The 25789-nt window shown below is 64.8% G+C and carries 30 protein-coding genes and 2 pseudogenes; 19 read left to right on the top strand and 13 right to left on the bottom strand.

What is annotated here, in order from left to right; all coding sequences use genetic code 11:
• Positions 1-301 precede the first annotated feature (301 nt).
• Complete coding sequence (gstA, locus tag AC1D0P_RS04745; protein ID WP_477675641.1) at positions 302-910, bottom strand: glutathione transferase GstA; 609 nt, start codon at positions 908-910, stop codon at positions 302-304.
• 121 nt (positions 911-1031) lie between these two features.
• Between gstA and AC1D0P_RS04740 the strand changes: the two genes are divergently transcribed.
• From AC1D0P_RS04740 to AC1D0P_RS04725, 4 genes are all read left to right on the top strand, one after another.
• Complete coding sequence (locus tag AC1D0P_RS04740) at positions 1032-2390, top strand: AsmA family protein (RefSeq protein WP_477675640.1); 1359 nt, start codon at positions 1032-1034, stop codon at positions 2388-2390.
• Positions 2391-2623: 233 nt separating this feature from the next.
• The gene (locus AC1D0P_RS04735; protein WP_413330032.1) at positions 2624-2809 is read left to right on the top strand and encodes a DUF1328 family protein; all 186 of its coding nucleotides are present in this window, start codon (positions 2624-2626) and stop codon (positions 2807-2809) included.
• Positions 2810-3124, top strand: a complete 315-nt coding sequence (locus AC1D0P_RS04730) for a hypothetical protein (RefSeq protein WP_477654504.1) — start codon at positions 2810-2812, stop codon at positions 3122-3124.
• A gap of 20 nt (positions 3125-3144) precedes the next feature.
• Positions 3145-3993 (top strand): transglutaminase-like domain-containing protein, encoded by an 849-nt coding sequence (locus AC1D0P_RS04725; RefSeq protein ID WP_477675639.1) that lies wholly within the window; start codon positions 3145-3147, stop codon positions 3991-3993.
• Between the two features lie 3 nt (positions 3994-3996).
• Here AC1D0P_RS04725 and AC1D0P_RS04720 read toward each other — a convergent pair whose 3' ends face one another.
• Entirely contained in the window at positions 3997-4884 is an 888-nt protein-coding gene (locus AC1D0P_RS04720) for a bile acid:sodium symporter family protein (protein WP_477675638.1), read from the bottom strand.
• Positions 4881-5651: a class II aldolase/adducin family protein gene (locus AC1D0P_RS04715; RefSeq protein ID WP_477675637.1), complete on the bottom strand. Its 771-nt coding sequence runs from the start codon at positions 5649-5651 to the stop codon at positions 4881-4883. Before AC1D0P_RS04715 ends, AC1D0P_RS04720 begins: the two co-directional genes overlap by 4 nt.
• 92 nt (positions 5652-5743) lie before the next feature.
• Here AC1D0P_RS04715 and AC1D0P_RS04710 point away from each other — a divergent pair, with 92 nt between their 5' ends.
• Entirely contained in the window at positions 5744-6457 is a 714-nt protein-coding gene (locus tag AC1D0P_RS04710; RefSeq protein WP_477675636.1) for a Crp/Fnr family transcriptional regulator, read from the top strand.
• On the opposite strand, the gene AC1D0P_RS04705 is transcribed toward AC1D0P_RS04710, so the two are convergent.
• The 3 genes from AC1D0P_RS04705 to AC1D0P_RS04695 all read right to left on the bottom strand — a co-directional run bounded on the left by AC1D0P_RS04705 (position 6454) and on the right by AC1D0P_RS04695 (position 8237).
• Complete coding sequence (locus AC1D0P_RS04705) at positions 6454-6717, bottom strand: YkgJ family cysteine cluster protein (protein WP_477675635.1); 264 nt, start codon at positions 6715-6717, stop codon at positions 6454-6456. The two genes, AC1D0P_RS04710 and AC1D0P_RS04705, sit on opposite strands and share 4 nt — an antisense overlap.
• 37 nt (positions 6718-6754) lie before the next feature.
• On the bottom strand, positions 6755-7756 hold the full coding sequence (locus tag AC1D0P_RS04700; RefSeq protein ID WP_477675634.1) for a Bug family tripartite tricarboxylate transporter substrate binding protein: 1002 nt from the start codon (positions 7754-7756) through the stop codon (positions 6755-6757).
• 94 nt (positions 7757-7850) lie between these two features.
• On the bottom strand, positions 7851-8237 hold the full coding sequence (locus AC1D0P_RS04695; protein WP_477675633.1) for a winged helix-turn-helix transcriptional regulator: 387 nt from the start codon (positions 8235-8237) through the stop codon (positions 7851-7853).
• Between the two features lie 121 nt (positions 8238-8358).
• On the opposite strand from AC1D0P_RS04695, the gene AC1D0P_RS04690 reads away from it, so the two are divergent.
• Both AC1D0P_RS04690 and AC1D0P_RS04685 read left to right on the top strand, forming a co-directional pair.
• On the top strand, positions 8359-8682 hold the full coding sequence (locus AC1D0P_RS04690; RefSeq protein WP_436155579.1) for a DMT family transporter: 324 nt from the start codon (positions 8359-8361) through the stop codon (positions 8680-8682).
• Between the two features lie 23 nt (positions 8683-8705).
• Positions 8706-9338: an FMN-dependent NADH-azoreductase gene (locus AC1D0P_RS04685; RefSeq protein ID WP_477675632.1), complete on the top strand. Its 633-nt coding sequence runs from the start codon at positions 8706-8708 to the stop codon at positions 9336-9338.
• Between the two features lie 4 nt (positions 9339-9342).
• Here the strand turns inward: AC1D0P_RS04685 and AC1D0P_RS04680 are convergent, their stop codons facing one another.
• Complete coding sequence (locus AC1D0P_RS04680; RefSeq protein WP_477675631.1) at positions 9343-9933, bottom strand: NADPH-dependent FMN reductase; 591 nt, start codon at positions 9931-9933, stop codon at positions 9343-9345.
• Between the two features lie 145 nt (positions 9934-10078).
• Here AC1D0P_RS04680 and AC1D0P_RS04675 point away from each other — a divergent pair, with 145 nt between their 5' ends.
• The 9 genes from AC1D0P_RS04675 (at position 10079) to AC1D0P_RS04635 (ending at position 17924) form a co-directional block, all read left to right on the top strand.
• Positions 10079-10282 (top strand): type II toxin-antitoxin system Phd/YefM family antitoxin, encoded by a 204-nt coding sequence (locus tag AC1D0P_RS04675; protein WP_477675630.1) that lies wholly within the window; start codon positions 10079-10081, stop codon positions 10280-10282.
• Positions 10282-10701 (top strand): type II toxin-antitoxin system VapC family toxin, encoded by a 420-nt coding sequence (locus tag AC1D0P_RS04670; RefSeq protein ID WP_477675629.1) that lies wholly within the window; start codon positions 10282-10284, stop codon positions 10699-10701. Before AC1D0P_RS04675 ends, AC1D0P_RS04670 begins: the two co-directional genes overlap by 1 nt.
• 3 nt (positions 10702-10704) lie before the next feature.
• A complete protein-coding gene (mnmG, locus tag AC1D0P_RS04665) occupies positions 10705-12690 on the top strand; it encodes a tRNA uridine-5-carboxymethylaminomethyl(34) synthesis enzyme MnmG (RefSeq protein WP_477675628.1) in 1986 nt (661 codons plus the stop codon).
• Positions 12690-13349 carry a 16S rRNA (guanine(527)-N(7))-methyltransferase RsmG gene (rsmG, locus tag AC1D0P_RS04660; protein ID WP_477675627.1) on the top strand — a complete coding sequence of 220 codons (660 nt, stop codon included), beginning with the start codon at positions 12690-12692 and terminating at the stop codon, positions 13347-13349. The genes mnmG and rsmG overlap by 1 nt, the downstream gene beginning before the upstream one ends.
• Before the next feature lie 171 nt (positions 13350-13520).
• Positions 13521-14147 (top strand): LysE family transporter, encoded by a 627-nt coding sequence (locus AC1D0P_RS04655; protein WP_477675626.1) that lies wholly within the window; start codon positions 13521-13523, stop codon positions 14145-14147.
• A 49-nt stretch (positions 14148-14196) separates the two neighbouring features.
• A complete protein-coding gene (locus AC1D0P_RS04650; RefSeq protein WP_477675625.1) occupies positions 14197-14967 on the top strand; it encodes a ParA family protein in 771 nt (256 codons plus the stop codon).
• Between the two features lie 84 nt (positions 14968-15051).
• The gene (locus tag AC1D0P_RS04645; RefSeq protein WP_477675624.1) at positions 15052-15636 is read left to right on the top strand and encodes an RBBP9/YdeN family alpha/beta hydrolase; all 585 of its coding nucleotides are present in this window, start codon (positions 15052-15054) and stop codon (positions 15634-15636) included.
• A complete protein-coding gene (locus tag AC1D0P_RS04640; RefSeq protein WP_477675623.1) occupies positions 15633-16934 on the top strand; it encodes a serine hydrolase domain-containing protein in 1302 nt (433 codons plus the stop codon). The genes AC1D0P_RS04645 and AC1D0P_RS04640 overlap by 4 nt, the downstream gene beginning before the upstream one ends.
• A gap of 51 nt (positions 16935-16985) precedes the next feature.
• Positions 16986-17924, top strand: coding sequence for a ParB/RepB/Spo0J family partition protein (locus tag AC1D0P_RS04635; protein WP_477675622.1), 939 nt, complete (start codon positions 16986-16988; stop codon positions 17922-17924).
• Between the two features lie 248 nt (positions 17925-18172).
• Here AC1D0P_RS04635 and AC1D0P_RS04630 read toward each other — a convergent pair whose 3' ends face one another.
• Together AC1D0P_RS04630 and AC1D0P_RS04625 are read right to left on the bottom strand one after the other, a co-directional pair.
• Positions 18173-19597 (bottom strand): FAD-binding oxidoreductase, encoded by a 1425-nt coding sequence (locus AC1D0P_RS04630; protein WP_477675621.1) that lies wholly within the window; start codon positions 19595-19597, stop codon positions 18173-18175.
• Between the two features lie 152 nt (positions 19598-19749).
• Positions 19750-20151 carry an EF-hand domain-containing protein gene (locus AC1D0P_RS04625; RefSeq protein WP_477675620.1) on the bottom strand — a complete coding sequence of 134 codons (402 nt, stop codon included), beginning with the start codon at positions 20149-20151 and terminating at the stop codon, positions 19750-19752.
• Positions 20152-20355: 204 nt separating this feature from the next.
• On the opposite strand from AC1D0P_RS04625, the gene AC1D0P_RS04620 reads away from it, so the two are divergent.
• Both AC1D0P_RS04620 and AC1D0P_RS04615 read left to right on the top strand, forming a co-directional pair.
• The gene (locus tag AC1D0P_RS04620; RefSeq protein ID WP_477675619.1) at positions 20356-20919 is read left to right on the top strand and encodes a cob(I)yrinic acid a,c-diamide adenosyltransferase; all 564 of its coding nucleotides are present in this window, start codon (positions 20356-20358) and stop codon (positions 20917-20919) included.
• A gap of 214 nt (positions 20920-21133) precedes the next feature.
• The gene (locus tag AC1D0P_RS04615) at positions 21134-21949 is read left to right on the top strand and encodes a mechanosensitive ion channel family protein (RefSeq protein ID WP_477675618.1); all 816 of its coding nucleotides are present in this window, start codon (positions 21134-21136) and stop codon (positions 21947-21949) included.
• A gap of 122 nt (positions 21950-22071) precedes the next feature.
• Here AC1D0P_RS04615 and AC1D0P_RS04610 read toward each other — a convergent pair.
• The 4 genes and pseudogenes from AC1D0P_RS04610 to AC1D0P_RS04595 form a co-directional block, all read right to left on the bottom strand.
• A pseudogene (locus AC1D0P_RS04610) lies at positions 22072-22779 on the bottom strand (LysR substrate-binding domain-containing protein); the annotation flags it as partial.
• 195 nt (positions 22780-22974) lie between these two features.
• Positions 22975-23280 carry a hypothetical protein gene (locus AC1D0P_RS04605; RefSeq protein WP_477675617.1) on the bottom strand — a complete coding sequence of 102 codons (306 nt, stop codon included), beginning with the start codon at positions 23278-23280 and terminating at the stop codon, positions 22975-22977.
• Between the two features lie 57 nt (positions 23281-23337).
• The gene (locus AC1D0P_RS04600; protein ID WP_477675616.1) at positions 23338-24447 is read right to left on the bottom strand and encodes an ABC transporter substrate-binding protein; all 1110 of its coding nucleotides are present in this window, start codon (positions 24445-24447) and stop codon (positions 23338-23340) included.
• 337 nt (positions 24448-24784) lie between these two features.
• On the bottom strand, positions 24785-25207 hold the full coding sequence (locus tag AC1D0P_RS04595; RefSeq protein WP_477675615.1) for a hotdog fold thioesterase: 423 nt from the start codon (positions 25205-25207) through the stop codon (positions 24785-24787).
• Between the two features lie 128 nt (positions 25208-25335).
• Between AC1D0P_RS04595 and AC1D0P_RS04590 the strand changes: the two are divergent.
• A pseudogene (locus AC1D0P_RS04590) lies at positions 25336-25789 on the top strand (hypothetical protein); the annotation flags it as partial.

Genomic DNA, 25789 nt, shown 5'->3' with positions numbered 1-25789 from the left:
CCGCAAGGATCTGGCTGTCCCCGCTCCCGAACCCGCTCCCGCTTGCCCCGTCCTGGCTGGGCCGAGGAGCGCAGACGTAGGCGGATCAGGGATCGCGCTTGTTTGAGCCGAAGGCGAGTTTGCGCGAGACCCCGCCGGAGTCGAGCACCGCAGGTTGCCCGTAGCGAAGCGTAGGGACCCAGACTGCGGGTCGCCTTTTCTTTTGCTTACTTTGCTTTTGGCGAAGCAAAAGAAAAGTGAGTTGCCGCCGGGCAACCCCCGGCCCCGAAACGCAACCCATCATCAGCGTCGGAAGCGCCGCTTACTTAAGCAAACCTTCATGCTTCATGGCGGCTTGCACAGCGGGTCGGGCAGCGACGCGGTCACGGAAGGAAGCAATATTAGAAAACCCCGAAATATCCACCCCAACCCGAGGCGCCCACCCACTAACAGCAAACAGGTAAGGATCAGCAACACTAAAGGTATCGCCCATCAGGTACTGCTTGCCGCCAAGCTGCCCTTCCACCCACTTGAGCCGCGACAGCACCTTGTCGACAACGATGGTCTTGTAGTCGGCCGGCGTCGCGGCATTGAACAGCGGGGTGAAGCCGCGGTGCAGTTCCATGCCGATGAAGGTCAGCCAGGACTGCAGCTTGTAGCGCTCCAGCGTGCCGTTGGCCGGCGCGAGTTTTTTCTCGGGCACCTGGTCGGCGATGTACTGCACGATGGCCGGGCCTTCGGCGATGCGCGTGCCGTCGTCGAGTTCGAGCAGGGGCACGTAACCGAGCGGGTTGATGGTGTAGTAGTCGGTGCCGTCTTCCAGCTGGTGGGTCTTGGTGGGCGCCAGCACGTGTTCGAATTTCAGGCCGGACTCATGCAGCGTGATGTGCGGGGCGAGGGAGYAGGCGCCGGGGGAGTAATAAAGCTTCATGGTGTCTCATCCTTTGTGGTGGGTGGCGGACTGTGGCGGGAATGTCGCACAGCCCCCGATGCTAGCCGTATCGGCGGTTTTTTGCTGCGGGAGCGCGCCGCGCGCAGGCCACAATAGCYGCATGGCAAAAGTTTTCAAATGGGTGGTGTTCCTGGCGCTGGGCTTGATGGTGTTGCTGGCGGTGGTGGCGTTCACGCTGCACCGCTGGGTGAGCACCGACGGCTTCAGGCAGCGGATGGAGCGCGAGGCCACCGCCGCGCTGGGCGTGCCGGTGGCGCTGGACCGCGTCGCCGTGGACGTCTGGCCGCTGCCGGCGGTGGCGCTCAGCGGCATTTCGGTGCAGAGCAAGCCGGCCATCACCATCGAACGCGTGGAGGTGCGGCCGCAGTGGCAACCGCTGCTGCAAGGGCGGCTGGTGGTGTCGACCTTGCTGGTGCGCCGGGCGGTGCTGCCGCAGCAGGGCATTGACGGGGTGCTGCTGCTGTTGCAAAAGAAGAAACCCGCGGCGGCCGCCGCGCCCGCGCAGACCCCGGCCGGGCAGCCGCAGACCGCGCAGCTTGACTGGCTGCCGCGCCGCACGGTATTGGACGAGGTGACCTGGATCAGCGCCGCGGGCGCGCCCACCACGGTGCAGGCCGACGCCCGCTTTGGCGACGACGGCCTGCCCGACAGCGTGGCGCTCAAGCTGCTCAAGGGCAACCTGCAGGGCCTGGAAGCCAGCCTCAAGCGGGAGGAGGCAAAGCCCGCAGCGCCGGGCGCCGCCGCCGGCGACGAATGGGGCCTGCGCATCGACGTGGGCGGGGGCAAGGTGGAAGGCAAGCTGGGCTTGAAGAAGGTTCCATCGGGTTCCGCCGCGCGCCCCGGTGAAGAGCTGATGCTGCACGGCAAGTTGCAGACCCGCGATGTCGAGGTGGCGGCGTTGACCGCGCCCAGCAAGTCGCTGACCGGCAAGCTCGAGGCCGACACCACGCTCAGTTCACGTGCCGCGACCACCGGCGCGCTGGTCGATGCGCTGCAGACCCAGACCACCTTCACCGTGCGCAACGCCGTGCTCAATGGCTTGGACCTGGCCAAGGCGGTCAGGACCATAGGCCTGAGCCGCGGCGGCCAGACGCAGCTGGACACCCTGGCCGGCCAGGTGAGCACGCAGGGCAAGTCGGCGCAGCTGACCAACCTGGTGGCGAGTTCGGGTGCGCTGAGCGCGACCGGCAATGTCGCCATCTCGCCGGCCAAGGCGCTGAGCGGCCGTGTCAGCGTGAACGTGGCGGGCGACAGCAAGCTGGGCAATGCCATAGGCGGCGCGGTAGGCGTGCCCCTGACGGTGGGCGGCACGCTGGACAACCCCGAGGTCACGCTGTCGCGCTCGGCCCTGCTGGGCGCGGCCATAGGCACGGCCCTGCTGCCAGGCGTGGGTACCGGCGCCGGCGCAAACCTGGGCGACCGCGTGGGCGAGGGCTTCCGCAGCCTGTTCGGCAAGTGACCCGCGCACGGCCTCGCGCAGTGGGGCTACTGCGCTAGCAAAAAAATAGCGATCCGGGGAACCGCGTCCTTGTCCTACAGCGGCAAGCGGGCGCTGCTGATGGGGCGCCCGGCCATGCACTTTTAGCATGGGGACTCACCGCGACGCTTTCGTCACGGCGCACAACCCGGGTCCCCGGGCCGCATGCCGTTTGCGCATGGGCCGGGCCCTGACACCTTCCACAGGAGGCCGAAATGCTCAAGTACGCGATTATTTTTGCGCTGATTTCACTGATTGCCGGTGCCCTGGGCTTCGGCGGCGTGGCGGCGGGCGCCGCCGGCATTGCCAAGATCCTGTTTGGGCTGTTCCTGATCCTGGCTGTCATCTTCCTGCTCCTGGCGGCGCTGGGCGTGGGCGCGGCAAACAAGGTGCTGAAGTAGATGACGCTGCAAAAGGCGGATCGTGCCCTCGTGCCGTCATCGATGGTGTCGCGGTTCAGGCAACGGCTGTTCCAGCCGTGGTCGGGGCCGCGCGCACCGGCGGTGGCGCAGCCGCCTGAAGCGGTCGCCAAACGCAAGATCACGTTTCAGGCCAGCATCGCCGAATTCCTGCTGGTGAACCGCCTGCGCGCACGCCGCCGCGCCGCGCCTTCCGCCGACGTGCTGGAGCGCGCCGCGCGCATTGTTTTTGTGACCTGCCAGAACTGGTTCACCAAGCCGGGACGCGGCAGCCCCGACCACCGCACCCGCCTTTGACGGCTCCCACACCCCACCCCATGCACACTGCCCGGATTGAATCCCTGCTGGAATACGAAGTCGGCAGCCCCGCGCACTTCCTGTTCAACATCGAGACGGCTTTTCATGAAGGCCATCACGTGGTGGAGGAGCGCCTGACCATCACGCCCAGCATGAAGGTGCGCAACTTCTGCGACGAGCGCAGCGGCAACCGCTTCATACGCCTGGATGCGCCCAAGGGCCGGCTCTCCGTCAATTACTGCGCGAAGGTGGAACTGCACCCGGCGCCCGTCCCGCTGCACCTGGACGAAACGCCGGTGACCGGCGTGCCGGACGATGTGCTGCGCTACCTGATGCCCAGCCGCTATTGCGAGTCCGATGTCATGAGCCGTGCGGCGCAGCAGCTGTTCGGCCAGCTGCCGCCCGGCATAGGCCGGGTGCGCGCGATCGAGGGCTGGATCCACGAATCGATCGGCTACCTGCCGGGCTTCAGCAATTCCACGACCACGGCGCAGGAGGTGTTCGTGCAGCGCGCGGGCGTGTGCCGCGACTTCGCGCACCTGGGCATCACGATGTGCCGCGCCCTCAACATCCCGGCGCGGCTGGTGGTGGGCTATGTGCATTTCGAGGAGCCGCCGCAGGATTTCCACGCGGTCTTCGAGGCCTGGCTGGAGGGGCGCTGGGTGATCTTCGACCCGACGCGCATGGCGCCCATAGACCGCCTGGTGCGCGTCGGCACCGGGCGCGACGCCAAGGACGTGGCCTTTGCCACCATCTTCGGCGACGTGCAGATGATCCGCAAGGAACTGACGGTGGACGAAGGCGACGAGCCACCCCACCCGCCCGGCGCCACGCAGCCGCACCCTGTGCTGACCGTGGTGAGCGCCTAGTCTTTACGGCTGGGCCTGGGCCGCGGGAACCGGTGCACCCTGCCGCTTGAGCACCAGCAAGCCGAACAGCGTGGCCGTGACGTACATGCTGAAGGAGTAGATGGCCGCGGGCAGGGCCAGCTGGAAGCTGTTCAGCACGGCCAGCGCGATGAAGATCGCCAGCGTCGCGTTGTGGATGCCGATTTCATAGCTGATGGCGGTGGAGATCGGCTTGTCCAGCCCGGTCGCCCGGGCCACGTAATAACCGGCCAGCAGGCTCACGAGGTTGAAAGCCAGCACGGCCGGGCCTATGGCCGCGAAGCCGCCGCTGAGCGACTGCCATTCCTTGACGACCGCGCCCACAGCCACCACCACCAGCACGATGATGCTGAAGATTTTGGTCGGGTTCTCGCTGCGCGCGGCCCAGCCCGGCTTCACGGTGCGCAGCCACATGCCGACGGCCACCGGCACCAGCACGATGACGATGACCTCCACCACCTTGCCGAACTGCAGCGGCACGACCTGGCCGGTTTTGGCGAAAGTGTTGATGGCCCAGTTGGCAATCAGCGGCATGGTGAGGATGGACAGCAGGGTGTTGATGGCGGTCAGCGAGATGTTCATGGCGACGTTGCCGCCGAACAGGTGGCTGAACAGGTTGGCCGAAATGCCGCCCGGCGAGGCCGCCAGCAGCATCAGGCCCACCGCAAACAGCGGCGGCACATTCAGCAGCACGATGATGGCGTAGCAGGCCACAGGCAGCACGATGACCTGCAGCACCAGCGCCACGATCACGGCCTTGGGGTATTTGAGCAGGCGCGTGAAGTCCTCAACCTTGAGCGTCAGGCCCAGGCCCAGCATGACCAGCGCGAGCGCCACGATGAGCAACTGCGCGACGACGGGTGAGCCGCTCATGACTTGTAGCTCTCATCGAGTTTGTCGAGCTTGCGGATCAGCGATGGCCAGACAAAGGCCCCGCCCATGCCGCCGGTCTGCACACGCATGGCCTCGGCCACGCCCTTGACGATCAGCGGGTTGACCTCGGTCAGCGGGCCGCCGGCCTGGGCGTCGAGCTGGATGCGGCAGGTGTTCTCGAAGGTGTACATGCTGAGGAAAGCGTCGGCAATCGTCTTGCCCACGACCAGCAGGCCGTGGTTGCGCAGCATCAGGAAGTTGGCGTTGCCCAGGTCGGCCTGCAGGCGCGGCTTTTCGTCGTCGCGGAAGGCCACGCCCTCGTAAGCGTGATAGGCCAGCGAGGCCAGCACAAAGGTGGACTGCTGGCTGATGGGCAGCACGCCGCATTGCTGGGCGCTGACGGCAACGCCGGCGCGCGTGTGGGTGTGCAGCACGCAGCCGGCATCGGCGCGTGCCTCGTGCACCGCGCTGTGGATCACGAAGCCGGCCGGGTTTACCGGGAACGGCGAGTCGATGACCTTGTTGCACAGGCCGTCGACCTTGACCAGGCTGGACGCGGTGATCTCGTCGAACATCAGGCCGTAGGGGTTGATCAGGAAGTGGTGCTTGCCGGCGCCCGAAACCGATTCGGGCAGCTTGGCGCTGATGTGGGTGAAGACCAGGTCGCTCCAGCCGTAGAGCGCGGCCAGGCGGTAGCAGGCGGCGAGGTCGCAGCGCAGCTGCCATTCTTCAGCGCTGACGACTTCTTTCAGGGAAGGGATGTGCATGCTTGTCTCCGGGGGTAGTGGTTTTAATGAGCTCAGGTGCACGATACGTCCGTGCTTGACGTGGAACTGTCAAAAATTTGACAATTGGCCGCATGCCTATCGTTCCCGCGACACCTCCCCCGCTTTTGCCCATGGCGCGCATGTCGGCCAACCCCTGGTTTGGCGCGCTGCCGCTGGCGGACCGGGAGGCGCTGCTGGGCTCGGCCGAGGTGCTGCGCCTGCGGCCCGGCGAGATGCTGTTCCGCCAGGGCGACGCGCCGGGCGGCTTTTACGGGCTGTTGGGCGGGATGCTCAAGATCTCTTCCCTGCGGGAAGACGGGCGCGAGGCCATCCTGGTGGTGCTGGAGGCCGGCAACTGGATAGGCGAAATTTCGCTGATGGACGGCGAGCCGCGCACCCACGATGCCACGGCGCTTTCGGCGGCCGAGGTGCTGGTGGTGCCGCAGGCAGCTTTTGCCGCGCTGATGGAGGGCGCCCCTTTTGCCCGGGCGATTGCGGGACTGCTGGCGGCGCGCGTGCGCTCGCTTTACGGCATGGTGGAAGACGCGGCGCTGCGTTCGACCCGCGCGCGCGTGGCGCGCCGACTGCTGCTGCTGGCGCGCGGCGATGCCACGCTGGCGCTGAAGGCGCGGCCGGTGGTGCCGGTGTCGCAGGAGGCGCTGGCCATGATGCTGGGCGTCAGCCGGCAGACGCTGTCGGTGGAGCTCAAGGCCATGGTGGCCCAGGGTGCGATCGCGCTGCGCTACCGGCGCATAGAGATTGTTTCGGCGGCGCGGCTGGAGGCGCTGGGCAATGTGTCGCGCTAACCCGCGGCGGGCCGCGTGTCGTGTTCAAGCCGGCCCAGCCAGGCCATGGCCGCACCCGCATCGGCGCCGCACATCTCGGCCGAGGGCATGAGCTGGCCGCAGACGGCGGGCCGCTCGGGCCGGCCGAAGATCAGGCACTGGTTGGCATCACCCAATTGCACACAGCGCACGCCGGCCGGCTTGCCTTGCGGCATGCCGGGGATGGCGGAGCTGATGGACGGCGCGATGCAGCAGGCGCCGCAGCCGGGGCGGCAGTTCATGGGGGAATCGCTCGTGTGAAGTCTTGGGAAGCCGGGTTTAGTCAGGCTTGATTTTCGYGCGTTCGGCGACCAGTTTCCAGCGCGCCTGCTCGGTCTTGATGAAGGCGCCGTATTGCGCCGGCGTGTCGCCCACGGGCTGGGCCGTGTCGCCGCGCAGGCGCTCGGTGGCCTGCGGGTTGCGCATGGCCTTGTTGCAGGCTTCGGCGATGCGGTCGATGTTGGCCTGCGGCATGTTGGACGGGGCGTTGAGGCCGTACCACTGGGTCATTTCAAAACCGGGATAGCCGCTTTCGGCGACCGTCGGCACGTCGGGCAGCTGGGGCAGGCGTTCCTTGGTGCCGGTGGCGATGCAGCGCAGCTTGCCCGACTTGATGTGCGCCAGGATGGCAGGCGCGCCCACGCTGGCGGCTTCAAGCCGGCCGGCCAGCAGATCGGTGAGCTGCGGGCCGGTGCCGCGGTAGGGCACGTGCAGCACAAAAACGCCGGTGGCCATCTTCAGGTATTCAAACGCCAGGTGGCCTGCGCTGCCGTTGCCGGCCGAGCCGTAGTTGAGCTGGCCGGGCTTGGCTTTGGCGAGCGCGATGAACTCTTTGAGGTTGTTGGCCGGCACGCTCGCATTGATCACATAAAGGCTGGGCACCTTGGCCAGCAGCGAGATGGGCTTGAAGTCCTTGTTGGTGTCGAAGGGCAGCTTGTCGAAGATGAAGGGGTTGACCGCCATGGTGCCGATGTGGCCCAGGATGAGGGTGTGGCCGTCGGTGGAGGCCGCGCATTCCTGCATTGCGATGTTGCCGCTGGCGCCTGGCTTGTTTTCGACAAACACGGTCTGGCCCAGGCTCTTGGTCAATTCGTTGGCGGCCGAGCGCGCGACGATTTCCGAACTACCGCCGGGCGCGAAAGGCACCAGCAGGCGTATCGGTTTGCTGGGCCAGCCGGCCTGCGCATGCAGCAGCCCCGGAAAGGCCGAGACCGCGGCCAGTGCGCCGCCGGCCTTGAGGCCGAATTGCAATGCGCCGCGGCGCGTGTTCGTCTGTTTCATCTGGTGTCTCCGGATCGTTGTCGTTGGCCCAATATAGGACCGTACTGGAGGCGCGGCGCTACGTGATTCCGCTAATGAGGCTAACCCCCATGCGCTACATGAAGGATGCGTCGAAGCGTTCGCGCGCGGCCTTCAGGCTCTGGTGGTTGCGTTCGGCCCAGTTGTCGAGCGGGATCAGGGTTTCGCTGAGGGACTGGCCCAGCGCGCTGAGTTGGTATTCCACATGGGGCGGCACGGTCTGGCGGTCAAAGCGCAGCACCAGGCCGTTGCGCACCAGTTCCTTGAGCGTCTGCGTCAGCATCTTTTGCGAGATGCCTTCTATCTTGCGCATCAGCTCGTTGTTGCGCACCGGGCCCTTTGCCAGCGCCGGGATCACCAGCAGCGCCCATTTGCTGGCGACCAGCTCCAGCGCCTGGCGCGAGGGGCAGGCCTGGCTAAACACAGTTGAGGCATCGGCGGGGAGCTCGTGGGGAATTGTCATGGTTACCAGAAGGTGCGTACTTGTCTATGGGTAATCGTAAACCTAAGCTGGCGGCTCCTTGATTTTTCCCCTCTTTAACCCTTTTAACCCTCCTAACCCTGTTACCGAAAGAACGACCTCCATGGCCTGGTTTTACTTACTCGCCGCAAGCATTGTCGAAATCGCAATGGCCTTGCTCCTTAAATCCTCACAGGGCTGGACCCGGCTCCTGCCCAGCGTGCTGGGCGTCGCGGCGGCGGGCGCCAGCATTTTCTTTTTGACGCATGCCGTCAAGACCTTGCCGGTGGGCACGGCCTACGCGATCTGGACCGGCATAGGCTCGGTCGGCGTGACCGTGATCGGCATCCTCTGGATGGGCGAGAGCGCCTCGGCGCTGCGCCTGCTGTGCGTGGCGCTGGTGGTGGCCGGCATGGTGGGCCTGCGCCTGCTGGACGGCACGGCCTGATACCCCCTTGCACGGAGAAAGCCATGACCCATCTGCTCTTTATAGAAGCCTCGCCGATGCGGGCCGCATCAACGTCCAGCACCGTGGCCGCTGCCTGGCTGGAGGCGTATCGCGAGGCGCACCCCAAGGACGTTGTGGACACGATCAATGTCTGGGACATTGATTTGCCGCCTTTTGACGCCGACATGATCGCCGCCAAGTTTGCTGTGCTGCGTGCGCAGAATGCGACCGCCCCGCAGCAGGCGTTGTGGGCGCGCGCGGTGGCCTTGTCGCAGCGTTTCAATGCGGCCGACCGCTACCTCTTCAGCCTGCCAATGTGGAATTTCGGCATCCCTTACCGGCTCAAGCATTTCATCGACGTGGTGACTTTGCCGGGGCAGAACTGGAGTTGGTCGCGGGAGACCGGCTACCAGGCACTGCTGCCGGGCAAGGGGGCGACGCTGGTGTATTCGAGCGCCGGCGCTTACCCGCTGCCGCCCGAGGAGGACGAGTCGGATTTTCAGAAACCGTATATGCGGCGCTGGCTGCGTTTTCTGGACATCGCGGTCGACGCGGAAATCAGCGCCGCGCCGACGTTGGTGGCGCCGGAGGAGCTGGCGGCGACCAAGGCTGGAGCGATGGAACGCGCGCGTGCCCTGGCCTCGATTCTTTATTAATTAATCAGGCCGCCAGCCGGGCACTGGCGAACAGCACCTGGTCGATCACGGCCTGCACGTTCTTCACGTGCGCTTCGTTGCCCATTTTTCCGTCGACATCAAAAGCATCGGCGGCGCGGCCCAGGGCAAAAGCCTTGGGCGCCACCCAGCACTGCGCGTTGAGCAGCAGCGGCACCAGGTGGCTTTGCGAGCGCAGGCCACCGAGCGCGCCGGGCGAGGCGCTGAGCACACCCACGACCTTGCCGGTAAAAGACTTGAAGCCTTCGTGCCAGGCCGGGTCGCTCTTGACCGGGCTGGAAACCCAGTCGATGGTGTTTTTCAGCAGGGCGGTGTAGCTGCCGTTGTACTCGGGTGAGCAGATGATCCAGGCCGGGTGCTCGAACATGAGCTGCTTGAGTTTCATGACGTCGGGCGGCGTGCCCTTGGCCTCAAGGTCGGCGTTGTACATCGGGATGTCGAAGTCCGCCAGTTCTATATGGGTGACGTCGGCGCCGCTGGCGCGCGCCAGGGCGGCCGCGACATGGGCCAGTTTGCGGTTGTAGGAGTTCTGGCGGATGCTGCCGGCGAAGATGAGGAGTTTTTGGGGGGCGGTCATTGTCCGATTTCACCACAGGCCGCAGGGTGAAAAGCTGCGTACTGGGTGCCTTGCAAGCACGAACCCGCTAAAATGTACAAAACATTGAAATTTGTACAAAATGCACACCATACCTCTCAGTGAGTTTCGCGCTCACGCCTCAGCCATGATTGACCTGGTCGAACAGGGCGAAACCGTCCGCATACTCAGGCACGGCAAACCGGTGGCTGAACTGGTGCCCCTGAAGGCTGCAGAAGACACGGCCAAAGTCCCGAGCTGGAAGCGGCCTATCGAACCGCTGCGTTACCTGAAGCCGCCAGCCAAATCGGGTGCGCAAATGATCATCGAAGAGCGCGAAGGTGGCTGGTGATGAATGTGTTGTTTGATGCTTCGGCGCTCTTCAAGCGCTACAGCGGTGAGGCCGGTGTTGACCGCGTTCTGGCGTTACAGGCATTGGCTAGCGGCATCACCGCTGCCGTGCATTGCAAGACGGAGGTGGCCTCCGCATTGACACGCCAATGGCGCGAAGGCTCTTTTACGGAAGATGAATACAGCCGTGTGCTGGCAGTCATTCACGCGGATTTTGATGAGTTGACGGTGATGCCATTGACGGGGCAGGCTGAACGTTATGCGATTGCTGCGATGCGCCTGGCCGCGCTGCGCGGCATGGACGCGTTGCACATCGGCACGGCACAGGCAGCCCGCGTGGATTTGTTTGTGACGGCCGACAAGCGCCAGGCGGCAGCTGCCCAGGCCGTGGGTTTGAAAACCGAACTGATAGAAGCCTGACCTATGTTTTACCCCCAAGAATTTGACGTGATCGTGGTTGGCGGCGGCCATGCCGGCACCGAGGCCGCCCTGGCTTCGGCCCGCATGGGCTGCAAGACTTTGCTGCTGTCGCACAACATCGAGACGCTGGGCCAGATGAGCTGCAACCCATCCATCGGCGGCATCGGCAAGGGCCACTTGGTCAAGGAAGTGGACGCCCTGGGCGGCGCGATGGCGCTGGCCACGGACGAAGGCGGCATCCAGTTCCGCATCCTGAACAGCTCCAAGGGCCCGGCCGTACGTGCGTCCCGGGCGCAGGCCGACCGGATTCTTTATAAGGCGGCGATCCGCCGCAAGCTCGAGAACCAGCCCAACCTGTGGCTGTTCCAGCAGGCGGTCGACGACTTGATGGTGGAGGGTGACCGGGTGGTCGGCGCCGTCACGCAGGTCGGCATCAAGTTCCGTTCGCGCACCGTGGTGCTCACGGCCGGGACTTTCCTGGACGGCAAGATCCACGTCGGGCTCAACAACTACTCGGCCGGCCGGGCGGGCGACCCGCCGGCGGTTTCGCTGTCGAGCCGGCTCAAGGAACTCAAGCTGCCGCAAGGCCGGCTCAAGACCGGCACGCCGCCGCGCATCGACGGCCGCACGATTGACTTCAGCAAGTGCACCGAGCAACCCGGCGACGGCATGCCCGGCGGGATAGCGGGGCCGGTGCCAGTCTTCAGTTTTATGGGCGGCGGCATTGCCCACCCGCGGCAAATGCCCTGCTGGATCACCCACACCAACGAGCGCACCCACGACATCATCCGCTCGGGTTTTGACCGCAGCCCCATGTTCACCGGCAAGATCGACGGCGTCGGCCCGCGCTATTGCCCCAGCGTCGAAGACAAGATCAACCGCTTCGCCGACAAGGACAGCCACCAGATTTTCCTGGAGCCCGAAGGCCTGACGACCCACGAGATCTACCCCAACGGCATCTCCACCAGCCTGCCTTTTGACATCCAGTACGAGCTGGTGCGCTCCATGGCCGGCATGGAAAACGCCCACATCCTGCGGCCCGGCTACGCCATCGAGTACGACTACTTCGACCCGCGGGCGCTGAAGTCCAGCTTTGAAACCCGGGCGATCGGCGGCCTGTTCTTCGCTGGCCAGATCAACGGCACGACCGGTTATGAAGAGGCGGCGGCCCAGGGCTTGTTCGCCGGCGTCAATGCCGCGCTGCAATGCCAGGGCAAGGATGCCTGGCTTCCCAGGCGTGACGAAGCCTACCTGGGCGTGCTGGTCGACGACCTGATCACCAAGGGCGTGACCGAGCCCTATCGCATGTTTACCAGCCGGGCCGAGTTCCGCCTGATGCTGCGCGAGGACAACGCCGACATGCGCTTGACCGAAAAAGGCCGGGAGCTGGGCCTGGTCGACGACGCCCGCTGGGACGCCTTTAACCGCAAACGCGACACTGTTTCACGTGAAACAGCCCGGCTTCGGGCGATCTGGGTCAACCCCAACAACCTGCCGGTGGCCGAAGCCGAGCGGGTTTTAGGCAAATCGATTGAGCGCGAGTACAACTTGCTGGACTTGCTGCGCCGCCCCGACGTGAACTACGCCGGACTGATGTCGCTGGAGGAGGGCAAATATGCCAATCCCGAACTGGCGGCTGAAGCCGCGGCCAGCGACGACATCGCCAAAAGCGTGATCGAACAGATCGAGATCACGGCCAAGTACGCCGGCTACATCGACCTACAAAAGACCGAGGTCGAGCGCGCCGCCCACTACGAAAACCTCAAGCTGCCGGCCGACCTCGACTACCTGCAGGTCTCAGCCCTGAGTTTTGAGGCGCGCCAGACCCTGGCCAAACACCGACCCGAAACCCTGGGACTGGCTTCGCGCATCTCTGGCATCACGCCGGCGACCGTCTCCCTGCTGCTGGTGCACCTGAAGAAGAACCTGTGGAAAAACACGGTTCCGCTCCAGGCGGCTGACGTTTCTTCCGAAAAAGCCCAAGCCTGATGCGGGCCGGTGAACAGGATTTGCGCGCTGGCCTGAAGGCGCTGCAACTGGACCTGGGCGACCTACAAGTCGGCCGGCTGCTGGATTACCAGGACCTGATCAGCAAATGGACCAAGGTCTACAACCTGACGGCCGTGCGCGACCCGGCGGAAATGATGACCCACCACCTGCTGGACAGCCTGGCCGCGGTGCTCCCGCTGCGCCGCCATCTGCAAAAAGCCGGGCTAGGGCAGGGCGCCCGCTTGCTGGACGTAGGTTCGGGTGCCGGCCTTCCGGGTGTGGTCATCGCCATCTGCTGCCCGGAAGTGGCGGTCACTTGCGTGGATACGGTGGCTAAAAAAGCCGCTTTTATCAAACAGGCGGCGCTGGCGCTCAAGCTGCCGAACCTCTCGGGTTTGCATGCCCGGGTCGAAACCATCGCCATGCCGTTTGAGGTGATTTGCTCCAGGGCCTTCGCYTCGCTGGTGGACTTCACCAACTGGTCCGTCGGTGCCCTAGCCCCGCAGGGTGCCTGGATGGCGATGAAGGGCAAACACCCGGCCGACGAAATTGCCGCCTTGCCGGCCGGGGTTGAAGTGTTTCACGTGGAACAGTTGCAGGTGCCGGGGCTGAATGCCGAGCGCTGCATTGTCTGGATGCGGGTAAAAACCGGCGCCTGAACCGGGTGGGTCGGGAGCTTGATCCCGCCCGGCCCGTTGTTCGGGCACAAAAAGAAACCTTCGCGGACGCCGAATCGGCCCTGATCGGCCTCCTTTGGCATTCCGGCGGCACACCCCTGTCGTAAACTCGAGCACTCGCGCTTCCTCCTCTCTACTTTCTGGAGAACCTCCATGTTGGGCTCATTCGTCGGCATCGCCGACTACGGCGCTTTTGTCGTTGCGATCATTGTGTTTCTGCTGATTCCCGGACCGGGCAACCTGGCGCTGATCACCTCGACCAGCAAGGGCGGGATCGCGGGCGGCCTGGGTGCGACCTTCGGCGTGATCGCCGGCGACCAGGTTTTGCTATGGGCGGCGGTGGCTGGTGTGTCGGCCATCATGGCGGCTTACCCCACGGCTTTCCATATCGTCCAGTGGGCCGGTGCCATTTACCTGGCATGGCTGGGCATCAAGATGCTGGTCGCCAAACCCGGTGATGCACCGCTGCTGAATATCAAGCCGCGCCATTACTTTCGCCAGGCACTACTGATCACCTTGCTCAATCCCAAGGCCATCGTGTTTTACATGGCCTTCTTCCCGCTGTTTGTCGATCCGGCCCAGCACCAGGGCCTGAAGACCTTTGCCGTGATGGCGGCGACGATTGCCGGGCTGACTTTCCTGTACGGCCTGTGCTCGGTCATGATCACCTACCACCTGGCAGAACGCATACGCGCCAACCCCAAAATCACGGTCGTGCTGAACAAGCTGGCCGGCGTTTTCCTGATCGGCTTCGGCCTCAAGCTCGCGGTCTCCAAGTAAGCCGCCATCGCATTTCGCGTCCTCATTCGAACAAAAACTAAAAGCACACATGGCAAAAATATTCTGCGTAGCCAACCAAAAGGGTGGGGTAGGGAAGACGACAACGACGGTGAACCTGGCCGCGGGCCTGGCCAAAGTCGGCCAGCGGGTCTTGATGATTGACCTGGACCCACAGGGCAATGCCACCATGGGTTCCGGCGTGGACAAGCGCAAGCTGGAGATGACGGTCTACGACGTGCTGCTCGAATCCGCCTCGGTGGCCGAGGCGCGGGTGCACAGCGAAAAATGCGGCTACGACGTGCTGGGCGCGAACCGCGAACTGGCCGGCGCCGAGGTCGAGCTGGTCGACGTCGAGCGCCGCGAAAAGCGCCTCAAGCTCGCACTGGCCGAAGTCGACAGCCAGTACGACTTCGTGCTGATCGACTGCCCGCCGTCACTCAGCATGCTGACCCTCAACGGCCTGTGCTGCGCCCACGGCGTGATCGTGCCCATGCAATGCGAGTACTTCGCGCTCGAAGGCCTGACCGACCTGGTCAACACCATCAAGCAGGTGCACGCCAACCTCAACAAGGATCTGCAGATCATCGGCCTGCTGCGCGTGATGTTCGACCCGCGCATCACCTTGCAGCAGCAGGTCAGCGACCAGCTCAAGGAACACTTCGCCGACAAGGTCTTCAATACCGTGATCCCGCGCAACGTACGACTGGCTGAAGCGCCTAGCTACGGCCTGCCCGGCGTGGTGTTCGACCCGGCCTCCAGGGGCGCGCAGGCCTTTGTCACCTTCGCCGAAGAGATGGTCGACCGCATCAAGGCCATGTAAGACTGGTTGGCTGGAATCCTTTGCAAACAGGTGATTTTCAGCTATCAATTCAATAGCAAATTAGTGGCATCGATCGTCCCGAGCATGAACCCCCGCAACGTCCTCATACTCCCCGGCTGGAAAAACAGCGGCCCCGGCCATTGGCAAACCCTGTGGGAAGAGGCCGACGGCTACACCCGCGTGGAGCAGCACAGCTGGATGCATCCGCTGCGCGGCGACTGGACGGCGCGCCTCGAAGACGTGCTGCTGTCCTGTGACGAGCCCGCGGTGCTGGTGGCGCACAGCCTGGGCTGCATGCTGGTGGCGGCCTGGGCCAGCCATTCGCGGAATGTCCATCGCGTCAAGGGCGCGCTGCTGGTCGCGCCGCCCGACGTCGAGCGCGATGACGTGCGCGAGATGCTGCCCAGCTGGGCGCCGGTACCCTCGCAAAAGCTGCCCTTTGACAGCGTGGTGTTCGCCAGCAGCGACGACCCTTTCTGCGGGGCAGGGCGGGCACGGCAATTCGCGGCGTCTTGGGGCTCGGGCTTTGTGGACGCCGGCCCGCGCGGCCACCTCAACGCCGACAGCGGCCTGGCCGACTGGCCAGAAGCCTACCTGCGGCTGCTCCAGCTCAAGGAGCTGACTTCCCCTGCCATTGAGCCCTCACCCAACATCACGCCCCGGCCATGACCTCATTTTTTTTCCAACGCCCGCGCTGCCTGCAAATCGCCCTGATGGTGCTGGCGGCATGGGCGAGTGCCTCCCTGCATGCCGAGCCCGATGAAGAGCTGCTCGGCAAGGCGCAGGGCTACCCCCTGGGCAACACCAGCACCTGGTACAGCAATCCTCATCGTGTCGGCTCCTGGTCGGCCATGGACAAGGTGCCCGGTGTGCGGGTCCGCGTGGTTGCTCGCCCGGCCGAAGCCAGCCCGCTGCCGCGCGCGGCCAGCCTGGCGTCCATCAGCTACCGCTACAAGAACACCAACTACACACTGGCCGACTACCTGGACCGCCAGCGCACCACCGGCCTGCTGGTCCTGAAAAACGGCGAGATCATCGCCGAGCACTACCGCTACGGCCGCAAGGACGACGCGCGCTTTTTGTCTTTCTCGATGGCCAAGAGCGTCACCTCGCTGCTGGTCGGCAAAGCGCTCTCGCTGGGGTTGATCGCCTCGCTCGACGACCCGGCCGAGAAATACGTCAAAGAACTTGCCGGCAGCCCCTATGGCGCCACCACCCTGCGCCAGCTGCTGCGCATGAGTTCGGGCCTCACCTTCACAGAGCGCTACGACGGCAAGGACGACATCGCGCGCCTGTCGCGCGCCTCCTTCGGGGTGCCTGGCGCGGGCATGCCGATCGATGTGCTGAAGTCCATCACCGACCGCCATTCACCACCCGGCGAAAAATTTGTCTACGCCGGCTCAGAGACCGACGTGCTGGGCCGCGTGGTGGTGGCCGCCACCGGCAAGAACATGTCCGAGCTCACCACCGAGTGGATCTGGAAACCCATGGGCGCCGAGCATGACGCCTTCTGGCGCGTCTCCGTCGACGGGCAGGAGCAATCCTACGGGGCCTTCAACGCCAGCCTGCGCGACTGGGCGCGCCTGGGCCAGTTGCTGGCCAATGACGGCCGAGCGATTGACAAAACCACCGGCAAACCCGGCGCGCTGCAGGTCCTGCCGCTGGACTATTTGCTGGATGCCACCGACGCAACGCGCCAGCCGCCGGCATTCAAGCCGCGCACGGCCACGCCCTACTTTGGCTACGGCTACCAGTTCTGGCTCATGCCGATGCGGTCGCGCACTTTTGCCATGCAGGGCATCCACGGCCAGACGGTCTATGTGCAGCCCTCCACCGGCATCGTGCTTGTGACGACTTCGGTGTGGGAACAGGCCAGCGGCAAGCAGGACGCACAACCTTACGAAGAGCGCGACGCCCTGTGGCGCGGCGTGCTGCAATCCCTGGGCGGTAGCCTCACGCCTCCCTGAACACTGCGCCCTACATAAACATAAACACTGACGGATTGAAGGAAAAGAAACATGGTCACCAAAAAACCCAAGGGCCTGGGCCGCGGACTTGAAGCACTGCTGGGCCCCAAGGTCAGCGAAACCGCCACCGACGCGGAGAACGCCAGCAGCACGGCGAACAGCCCCGGCCTGCCGGCCTCGCTGCGGCTGGAAGACATGGTCGCCGGGCAGTACCAGCCGCGCACGCGCATGGACGAAGGCGCGCTCTACGAGCTCGCCGAATCCATCAAGGTGCAGGGCATCATGCAGCCGATCCTGGTGCGGCGCCTGACCTCGGGCAGCAACGACGGCAAGTATGAAATCATCGCCGGCGAGCGGCGCTTCCGCGCGGCAAAACTCGCCGGCCTGGACAGCGTGCCGGTGTTGGTGCGCGACGTGCCCGACGAGTCGGCCGCCGCCATGTCGCTGATCGAGAACATCCAGCGCGAAGACCTGAACCCGCTCGAAGAAGCGCACGGCCTGCAGCGCCTGGTCAAGGAATTCGGCCTCACGCATGAGCTCGCCGCGCAGGCCGTGGGCCGCTCGCGCAGCGCAGCTTCCAACCTGCTGCGTTTGCTGAACCTGGCCGACCCGGTGCAGACCATGCTGATGGCCGGCGATCTGGACATGGGCCATGCGCGCGCCTTGCTGGTCCTGGACCGCGCCGCGCAGATCACCGCGGCCAACCAGATCTCGGCCAAAAAGATGTCGGTGCGCGAGGCCGAAAGCCTGGTTAAAAAACTCAGCGCCGAGTTCTCTCTCAAGCCGCAAAAAGCCACCAAGGAAAAATCCCGCGACACGCGCCGTGTCGAGGAAGAACTGGCCGATTTGCTGATGGCCGATGTGGAAGTGCGCGTCAAGAAACAGGTCAAGCGCAACGGCCGGCGCGAAGACATGGGCGAGGTGGCCATCCAGTTCGCTTCGATGGACGAACTCAACGGACTGATCGAGCGGCTGCGCGGCGGCAAGTAGCAGGAGCGGCAGGTCGCCGCGCAGTGACCCAGCAAGCCCCCGATCCCGCTCCCGAACCCGCTTGCCCCGAGCACCGCAGGTTGCCCGAAGCGAAGCGCAGGGACCCAGACTGCGGGTCGCCTTTTCTTTTGCTTACTTTGCTTTTGGCGAAGCAAAAGAAAAGTGAGTTGCCGCCGGGCAACCCCCGGCCAGCAGCCCTCAGCAGAGAGAACAAAAGCGCAAAGGCCGGAGCAAGACCCGGCCCGCTCTCAGGAGAGCGAAAAAATCTTCCCCGGATTCATGATGTTCTTCGGGTCCAGCGCGCGCTTGATAGTGCGCATCATGTCGACTGCGCCGTCGCCGGTTTCCGTCACCAGGAAGTCCATCTTGTGCAGGCCCACGCCGTGTTCGCCCGTGCAAGTGCCTTCCAGCGCCAGCGCGCGGCTCACCAGCTTGTGGTTCAGCGCCTCGGCGACTTCGCGTTCCTTGGGAATCATCGGGTCTATGAGGTAGCCGAAGTGGAAATTGCCGTCGCCGACGTGGCCGACCAGGAAGTAGGGGATGCCGCTGGCGTCGACTTCGGCCACCGACTCGAGCAGGCAGTCGGCCAGGCGCGAGATCGGCACGCAGGTGTCGGTGGAAATCGCGCGGCAGCCGGGCCGCGACTGGATGGCCGCAAAGTAAGCGTTGTGCCGCGCCGTCCAGAGGCGGGTGCGTTCTTCCGGCGTGCTGGCCCATTCAAAGGCATTGCCGCCGTGGCCGCTGGCGAGCTCCTGCACCAGCTCGGCCTGCTCTTTCACGCTGCTGGGAGAGCCGTGAAACTCCATCAGCAGCATGGGTTCTTCGCGCAGAGTGAGCTTGGAGTGCGCGTTCACCATGCGCACGGTGTTGTGGTCTATCAGCTCGACGCGCGCGATCGGCACGCCCATCTGTATCACCTCAATCGTGGTGCGCACGGCGGCTTCGATGCTCGGGAAAGAGCACACCGCGGCCGAGATCGCCTCGGGYAGCGGGTAGAGCTTGACGGTGACTTCGGTGATCACGCCCAGCGTGCCTTCGCTGCCCACCATGAGGCGCGTCAGGTCGTAGCCGGCCGATGATTTTTTGGCGCGTGTGCCGGTGCGTATGACGCTGCCGTCGGCCGTGACGACTTCCAGCGCCAGCACGTTCTCGCGCATGGTGCCGTAGCGCACGGCATTCGTGCCGCTGGCGCGGGTGGCGCTCATGCCCCCCAGGGTCGCGTCGGCGCCCGGGTCTATCGGGAAGAAGAGGCCTGTGCTTTTGACTTCTTCATTAAGCTGCTTGCGCGTCACGCCCGGCTGCACGGTGACGGTCAGGTCTTCGGCGTTGATGGACAAGACCTTGTTCATGCGGCTCACGTCGATGCTGATGCCGCCCTGCACGGCCAGCAGGTGGCCTTCGAGCGAGGTGCCCACGCCGAAGGGGATCACGGGCACGTTGTACTGGCCGGCCAGCTTCACCGCGTCGGCCACGTCCTGCGTGCTTTCGGCGAACACCACGGCCGAGGGCGGCGGTGCGGCGAAAGAAGATTCGTCGCGGCCGTGCTGCTCGCGCACCACCAGGGCCGTCGAGCAGCGCTCGGCAAAGCGGGCCTTCAAGGCGTCGATCAATGCCTGGGGCGTTTCACGTTGCTGGATCTCAGGGAGCAGGTGCTGGGGAAGGGGGGCGTTCATTGTTGTCTCCGGGTCGGTGGCACAGTTTACGACGTGTACGTAGTTTCTGCCACTGAAGGCGCCGGAGCCCGCAGCCAAGGCCGCGGGGGGGGCTGCGTGCTGGTGTTGTGGAAGGCGAAAAAAGCGGGGCGATGGTCACCCCGCAAGAATCATCAGGAGCCCAGGGCGGCCTTGGTGAGTTCGGCCAGCGAGATAAAGGAGTCGTGGTTGGCGTCGATCTGGTCGAAACGCAGCGCCACGGCCGGCAGGTGCTCGGCCTCCTGGCGGTCCAGCTTGCCGTCCTTGTTGGCATCGGCGCGGCCGAAAGCCGCCTCGACGTCCTGGGGCGTGGTGCGGTTTTGCGGGACCGCGCCCGGGGTGGCGGAGGGCGCCGTCTGGGCGGGCGGGCTGTTGGGGCTGGCCGGCGAAGTCGGGGCGGTCTGGGCCCGCGCTGCGCCTGCCGCACCCGCGGCCAATGCGGCCACCAGCAACACGCTGCGCAACTCAAAGCCGGGAATAGAATGTTTTGAATGTTTTGCAGCGGATGTTGATGTTGCTGTCGTGTGCATGATCATGCGGTGAATCCTTCAAAGAGTGAACAATCGGCCATTGCAACGCAGGCGGCGCAAGCAGGCCAGCAGTTTTTCAGGGTGTTGCCTCACTCACATGATGGGCTACGACGACACATTTTCTTGCCTGGCGTAACGCTGCCCGGGTCCCTTTTTAGTCCCTTTGCTCCATTGACTTTCTTCACAGCGCCTTCAACGCGCCTTCGCACCATGGCCAACAGACTTTCACAGATCGCAACCCGCACCGGCGACAACGGCACCACCGGCCTGGGCGACAACACACGCGTGTCYAAGGACAGCCTGCGCGTTCACGCCATGGGCGACGTTGATGAATTGAACTCGCACATCGGTGTGCTGCTCTGCGAAGAACTGCCGGCTGGCGTGCGCGAGCTGCTGGTGGAGGTGCAGCACCAGCTCTTCAACCTGGGCGGCGAGCTGTCCATTCCCGGCTTTGAGCTGCTCAAGCCCGAGGCCGTGGCACTGCTCGACGAGGCGCTGGCCGAACACAACGCCACGCTGCCGCGCCTGGCCGAGTTCATCCTGCCCGCCGGTTCGCGCGCCGCCTCGCTGGCCCATGTGTGCCGCACCGTGGCGCGCCGCGCCGAACGCGCCGTGGTGGCGCTGGGCGCCGCCGAGCCCCTGAAGGAGGCACCGCGCCAGTACCTCAATCGCCTCAGCGATTTGTTGTTTGTGCTGTCGCGCGTGTTGAACCGCATGAATGGCGGCGATGACGTGTATTGGAAGAGCGAACGCATGGCACGCGCTACCGAGTAGACACTCAAAAACCCCTCCTGGCGTTGTTGCGCCGCCTTGCCGTACTGGTGTACTGTCTGCGGCGACGCGCCTAGCCAGGACCGCTTCGCTGGGCTTTGTGAGCGTCTATTGATCCGGCACTGTGGGCCTGCTACTACGCGGGCGCTTGGCCCTGTTTACACGCTGATGCCGCATCCCTAAGATGCCCTGACCAATAACTGAACAGGGGGAATCCATGGACACCGCACAAGTAGGCAGCTGGATGGAACAGGCGCAGCCTATCCTGGTCGCCTTCGGCCTCAAGGTCATAGGCGCGATCGCCGTCTTCATCATCGGGCGCTGGCTCATCCACCTGGTGACGCGGCTGGTCGGTGCGGCCATGACGCGCCAGGAAATCGACCCCACGGTGCAGCGTTACCTGGTGAGCTTCATCACCGTCGCGCTCAACATCGTGCTGGTCGTCGCCATCCTCGGCTACTTCGGCGTGGAGACCACGAGCTTCGCCGCACTGGTGGCCGGCGCGGGCGTGGCCATAGGCGCGGCCTGGAGCGGCCTGCTCAGCAACTTCGCCGCGGGCATCTTTTTGCTGGTGCTGCGGCCTTATAAAGTGGGCGAATATGTGAGCGCCGGCGGGGTCGAGGGAACGGTACTGGAGATCGGCCTGTTCGGCACCGGCATCAACACGCCCGACAACGTCAAGACCGTGGTGGGCAACGCCAAGATCATGGGCGGCGACATCAAGAATTACACGGCCAACCCCTACCGCCGCGTCGAACTCGTCGCGCAGCTGGCCGGCACGGCCGACATCCACAAGGCCATCGCCTTGCTCAAGGATGCCGTCGCCAAGGTTGCCAACACGACGAAGACCCCCGCGGTGGACGTGGAGATCCTGGAGTTCAACGAATTCGGGCCCAAGCTCGCGGTGCGCCCCTATTGCCACACCGACCACTACTGGCAGGTTTATTTCGACACCAATATGGCGATTGCCGACACCCTGGGCGCGGCCGGCTTCCCGGTGGCGACGCGGCCGGTCAAGGTCTACCCGGTTTGAGTGATCACCCCTATCGGACGCTCGCTGCGCGTAGCGCCTTTTCCCCTTCCAGGGGACGGGCGCCTTGCGGCCGGCAAAGCCGGACCGCGGCCCCCGCTGGCGGGCGCATTCTGTGAGCGGCTCTAGATGTCATAGCTCGCGGCGCCCGGCTCATCGCTCAAGGTCTTCTCGACCACCGCGCGGTTCAGCGTGGGCGCGAAGGATTCGATAAACGCATAGACATAGCCGCGCAGGTAACCACCGCGGCGCACCGCCAGCTTGGTGAGATTGATGCCGAACAGCGCGCCCGCGTCGAGCGCGCGCAGGGCTGTGTCGCGCTCGGCCTCATAGGCGATGGAGGCCACGATGCCGACACCCATGCCCAGTTGCACATAGGTCTTGATCACGTCGGCGTCCATGGCCGTCAGCACGATGTTGGGCGACAGGCCGCGCTGCGTGAMAGCGCCGTCGATGTGCGAGCGGCCGGTGAAGCCGGTGTCGTAGGTGATCAGCGCGAAGCGCGCCAGGCTCTCCAGCGTGAGCGGGCCGTCCAGCAGCGCGTGGCCGGGCGGCACGATGACCGAATGCGTCCAGCGGTAGCAGGGCAGGGCGACGAGTTCGGGGTAGTCGTTGAGCGCCTCGGTGGCGATGCCCACGTCGACCTCGCCCGACATCAGCATGTCGGCCACCTGTTTGGGCGAGCCCTGGTGCAGGTGCAGTTTCACATTGGGGAACTGGCTGCGGAACTCCTGCACCGCGGACGGTAGCGCATAACGCGCCTGCGAGTGCGTGGCGGCAATCGACAGCAGGCCGCTTTGCTGGGCCATGAATTCCTGGCCGGCTTTTTTCAAAATTGCATCGCACGGCCTCGCGCATGGAACGCAGCTGCTGGAAATTCATGGTGGCGAAGGCGCGCGGCGCGCGGTGTTGAAGAAGTCAAAACACCGGATTGTGGGCAGCCGTTCTTATTTGGGGAACGACGGATTAGTTCGTTTTAAATCACTAAAACATCCTAAGGGCCGTGTTCGAGCGAATACGGACCAGCCCTAGACCCGCGTCAGCATGCGCTCCGGCAGCCAGCCGGAGAAGGCGGGCAGCAGCGCGTTGATGCGCTGCACGGCCTCGTCCTGGCAGAACTGGCGCGCGACCAGCTGGAATATTTCGCCGCGCAGCAGCCACAGCTGCTGCGCGGTATAGGCCTCTTCGATGCGCCAGCGCATGCGTTCGCACATAGGCCCTTCACATCGGTGCAGCGCATCCTGAACCAGAAACCGCAAGGACTCCAGCTGCTGCTTGGGGGCTTCCCCGGTGCTCTCATGCAGCCAGCTGTGCAGCGACTTTTTCCATGCCATGGCGGTTTTCACTTGTGGATGGGCGCTGATGCGGCGGGGGATTGAGAAGGCCGGCGTTCAGCGCGCGAAGCGGCCTTCACGGTCCACGATGGAGAGGTCCGCGAACTCCAGGCCGGTATGGTCTTCGGGGCCGAAGCTCACCTCCAGCCCGCCCAGGTCGAAACGCTTCATGCCTTCCAGGGCCGCCAGCAGCGTCTCGCGCGTGGGGTTCTTGCCGGCGCGCCGCAGGCCTTCCACCAGCACCTTGGCGGCGGCATAGCCTTCCAGGATGGCGGGCGACAGTGCGATCTTTTTGGCCTTGGCCAGTTCCGTGGCTTCCTGCACCATCGTGTAGGCATAAGAACGCTCGGATGGATAGACCTGCGTGACGATGACGCCGCGCGCGTGTTCGCCCAGCGCCTTGACGAAGCCCGCCGAGGCATTGTTGGACAAGGTCACCACACGCACGGAGGTCTTGGCGGCGCGCAGGGCCTTCACCCCTTCGGCCACGGCGTTGGCCGACCCTATCCACAGCACGGCTTGCGCATCGCTTGCCAGGATGGGCGGGACGAGCTGGCTGTAGTCCGGCTTGCTGCGGTCGGCTTTGAGGACCACCGTGGGTTTCAGCTTTGCCTGCGTGAAGCCCTTGTTGGCGCCTTCCAGGCCGTCACGGCCGAAGGAGTCGTCCGCATGCACCAGCGCGATGCGCTGTATGCCCAGCGTGTGCAGGTGCTCGATGGCTTTCTCGGCTTCGCGCTGGTAGGTCGCGCGCACATTGAAGACATAACGGTTCACCGGCTGGTGCAGCACCATCGCCCCGGTGGAAGGGCCCACCAGCGGCATGTGGTTGGCCAGCAGCACCGGCAGCACGGCTTCGGTAGGAGGCGTGCCGCGCGTCAGGAAAAGGGCGATCGCGCCACGCTCGGCCAGCTGCTGCGCGTTCTCGCTGGCCAGCTTGGGATCGAATTTGTCGTCCAGCGACACCAGTTCCAGCTGCCGGCCCGCGATCCCGCCCTTGGCGTTCACCGCGTCCAGCCACAGGCGGGCACCCTCCGTGTTCTCCTTGACGCCCGCAGCGACGGGGCCGGTGAAACCGGCTGTCTGGCCGATCAGGATCTGTGCCTGCCCCGCGCCACACAAGACGGCTAATAGCGCCGCGACCCATCGTTTTACGTTTTTCGTGTCCATTTGTTACCTTTCAGCCTAATTGAGCCGAACGATACGAAGGAGCACTCATAAGATCAAATACGAGATGGAAGGGCTTTCAAGATAAAAAAAATATGGAGCAGCCCTGGGGTGCAAGCCTCAATCACGTGGCCGGCGTAAGCTACTGTATTGTTTTTAAAAGGGAAAACTCCTGGGCAACCCAGACAGGGGTGCTTGACGAGTACCACCATGCGGACCCACCCAGGGGCCACAACCGGGGTGGCCGTGCGGAGTCCGTAATTCGTTTCAATAAGTAACTTGGCGCATGGACAGGCATCAAAGCCGGCGCGCCGTCACCCCATGTAGACCCTGAACCGCGTCACTCCGGCCGCAGCATCGCCATCGTGATGCGCGAGACGCACGTCAGCTCGCCCGCATCGTTGTGCAGGTCTATCTGCCAGACCTGGGTGCTGCGGCCTATGTGCACAGGCCGCGTGATGCCGGTGACCCAGCCGCTGGTCGTGCCCTTGAGGTGGTTGGCATTGATGTCCAGCCCCACGGCGCGGTGGCCTGCGGGCGCCGCAAAGGCCGCGCCGCAGGAGCCCAGGGTCTCGGCCAGCGCCACCGATACGCCGCCGTGCAGCAAACCATAGGGTTGCACCGTGCGGCGATCCACCGGCACCCGCGCGCGTATGAAGTCGTCCCCGACCTCGAGGAACTCGATGCCCAGGTGCGTCACCGCGGTATCGGCGTTGGCGGCGGTGAGTAGTTCTACAGAGATGGGCTGCTTCCAGATGCGCATGATGTTGGGCTTCCACGGGATGTTGGTCTCCCCACTATACGGTTGCGGCCTACAAGAGGTGGGCAGCTTGTCGCCTCGGCAAGCACCGCGCCCGGGCCTAAGCTGACAGGCATGAGAGACATGCTTCGATGACACGCGCGAACAAGTGGCTGCTGGGACTGGGCGTCGCGGTGCTCGGTGTGGGCGCGACGTGGGTCGCCCTGCTGCGCTGGCTGCCGTCCGACGAGGAGCTGGCCCGCCGCGCCTCGGTGGAGCTGGAGGCCCGGCTGGGCACCAAGGTGCGCGTGGGCGCACTGCACTGGCGTTTGTTTCCCTCGCTCGCGGTGGTGATGGAAGACGCAGCCACCGAGCAGCCCCAGCCCATCCTGATCAAAAAACTCACGGCCTATCCCGATGTGCTCGCGCTGTTGCAGCGCCGCATCAAGATAGACCGGGCCGACCTGGAGGGCGCGGTAGTCCCCCAACTCTCGCTGCGTGGCCTGGGCAGCGGGCGCGAGAAAGACGAGGCGGCGGCCGAAGAACTGCCGCTGGCGCGCTTTGTGTTCCGCGACGTGACATGGATCTCGCGGCGCGGCATTGCAG

This window comes from Polaromonas sp. P1_G2 (assembly GCF_056405515.1).
This window is presented reverse-complemented; position numbering and strand designations above follow the sequence as displayed.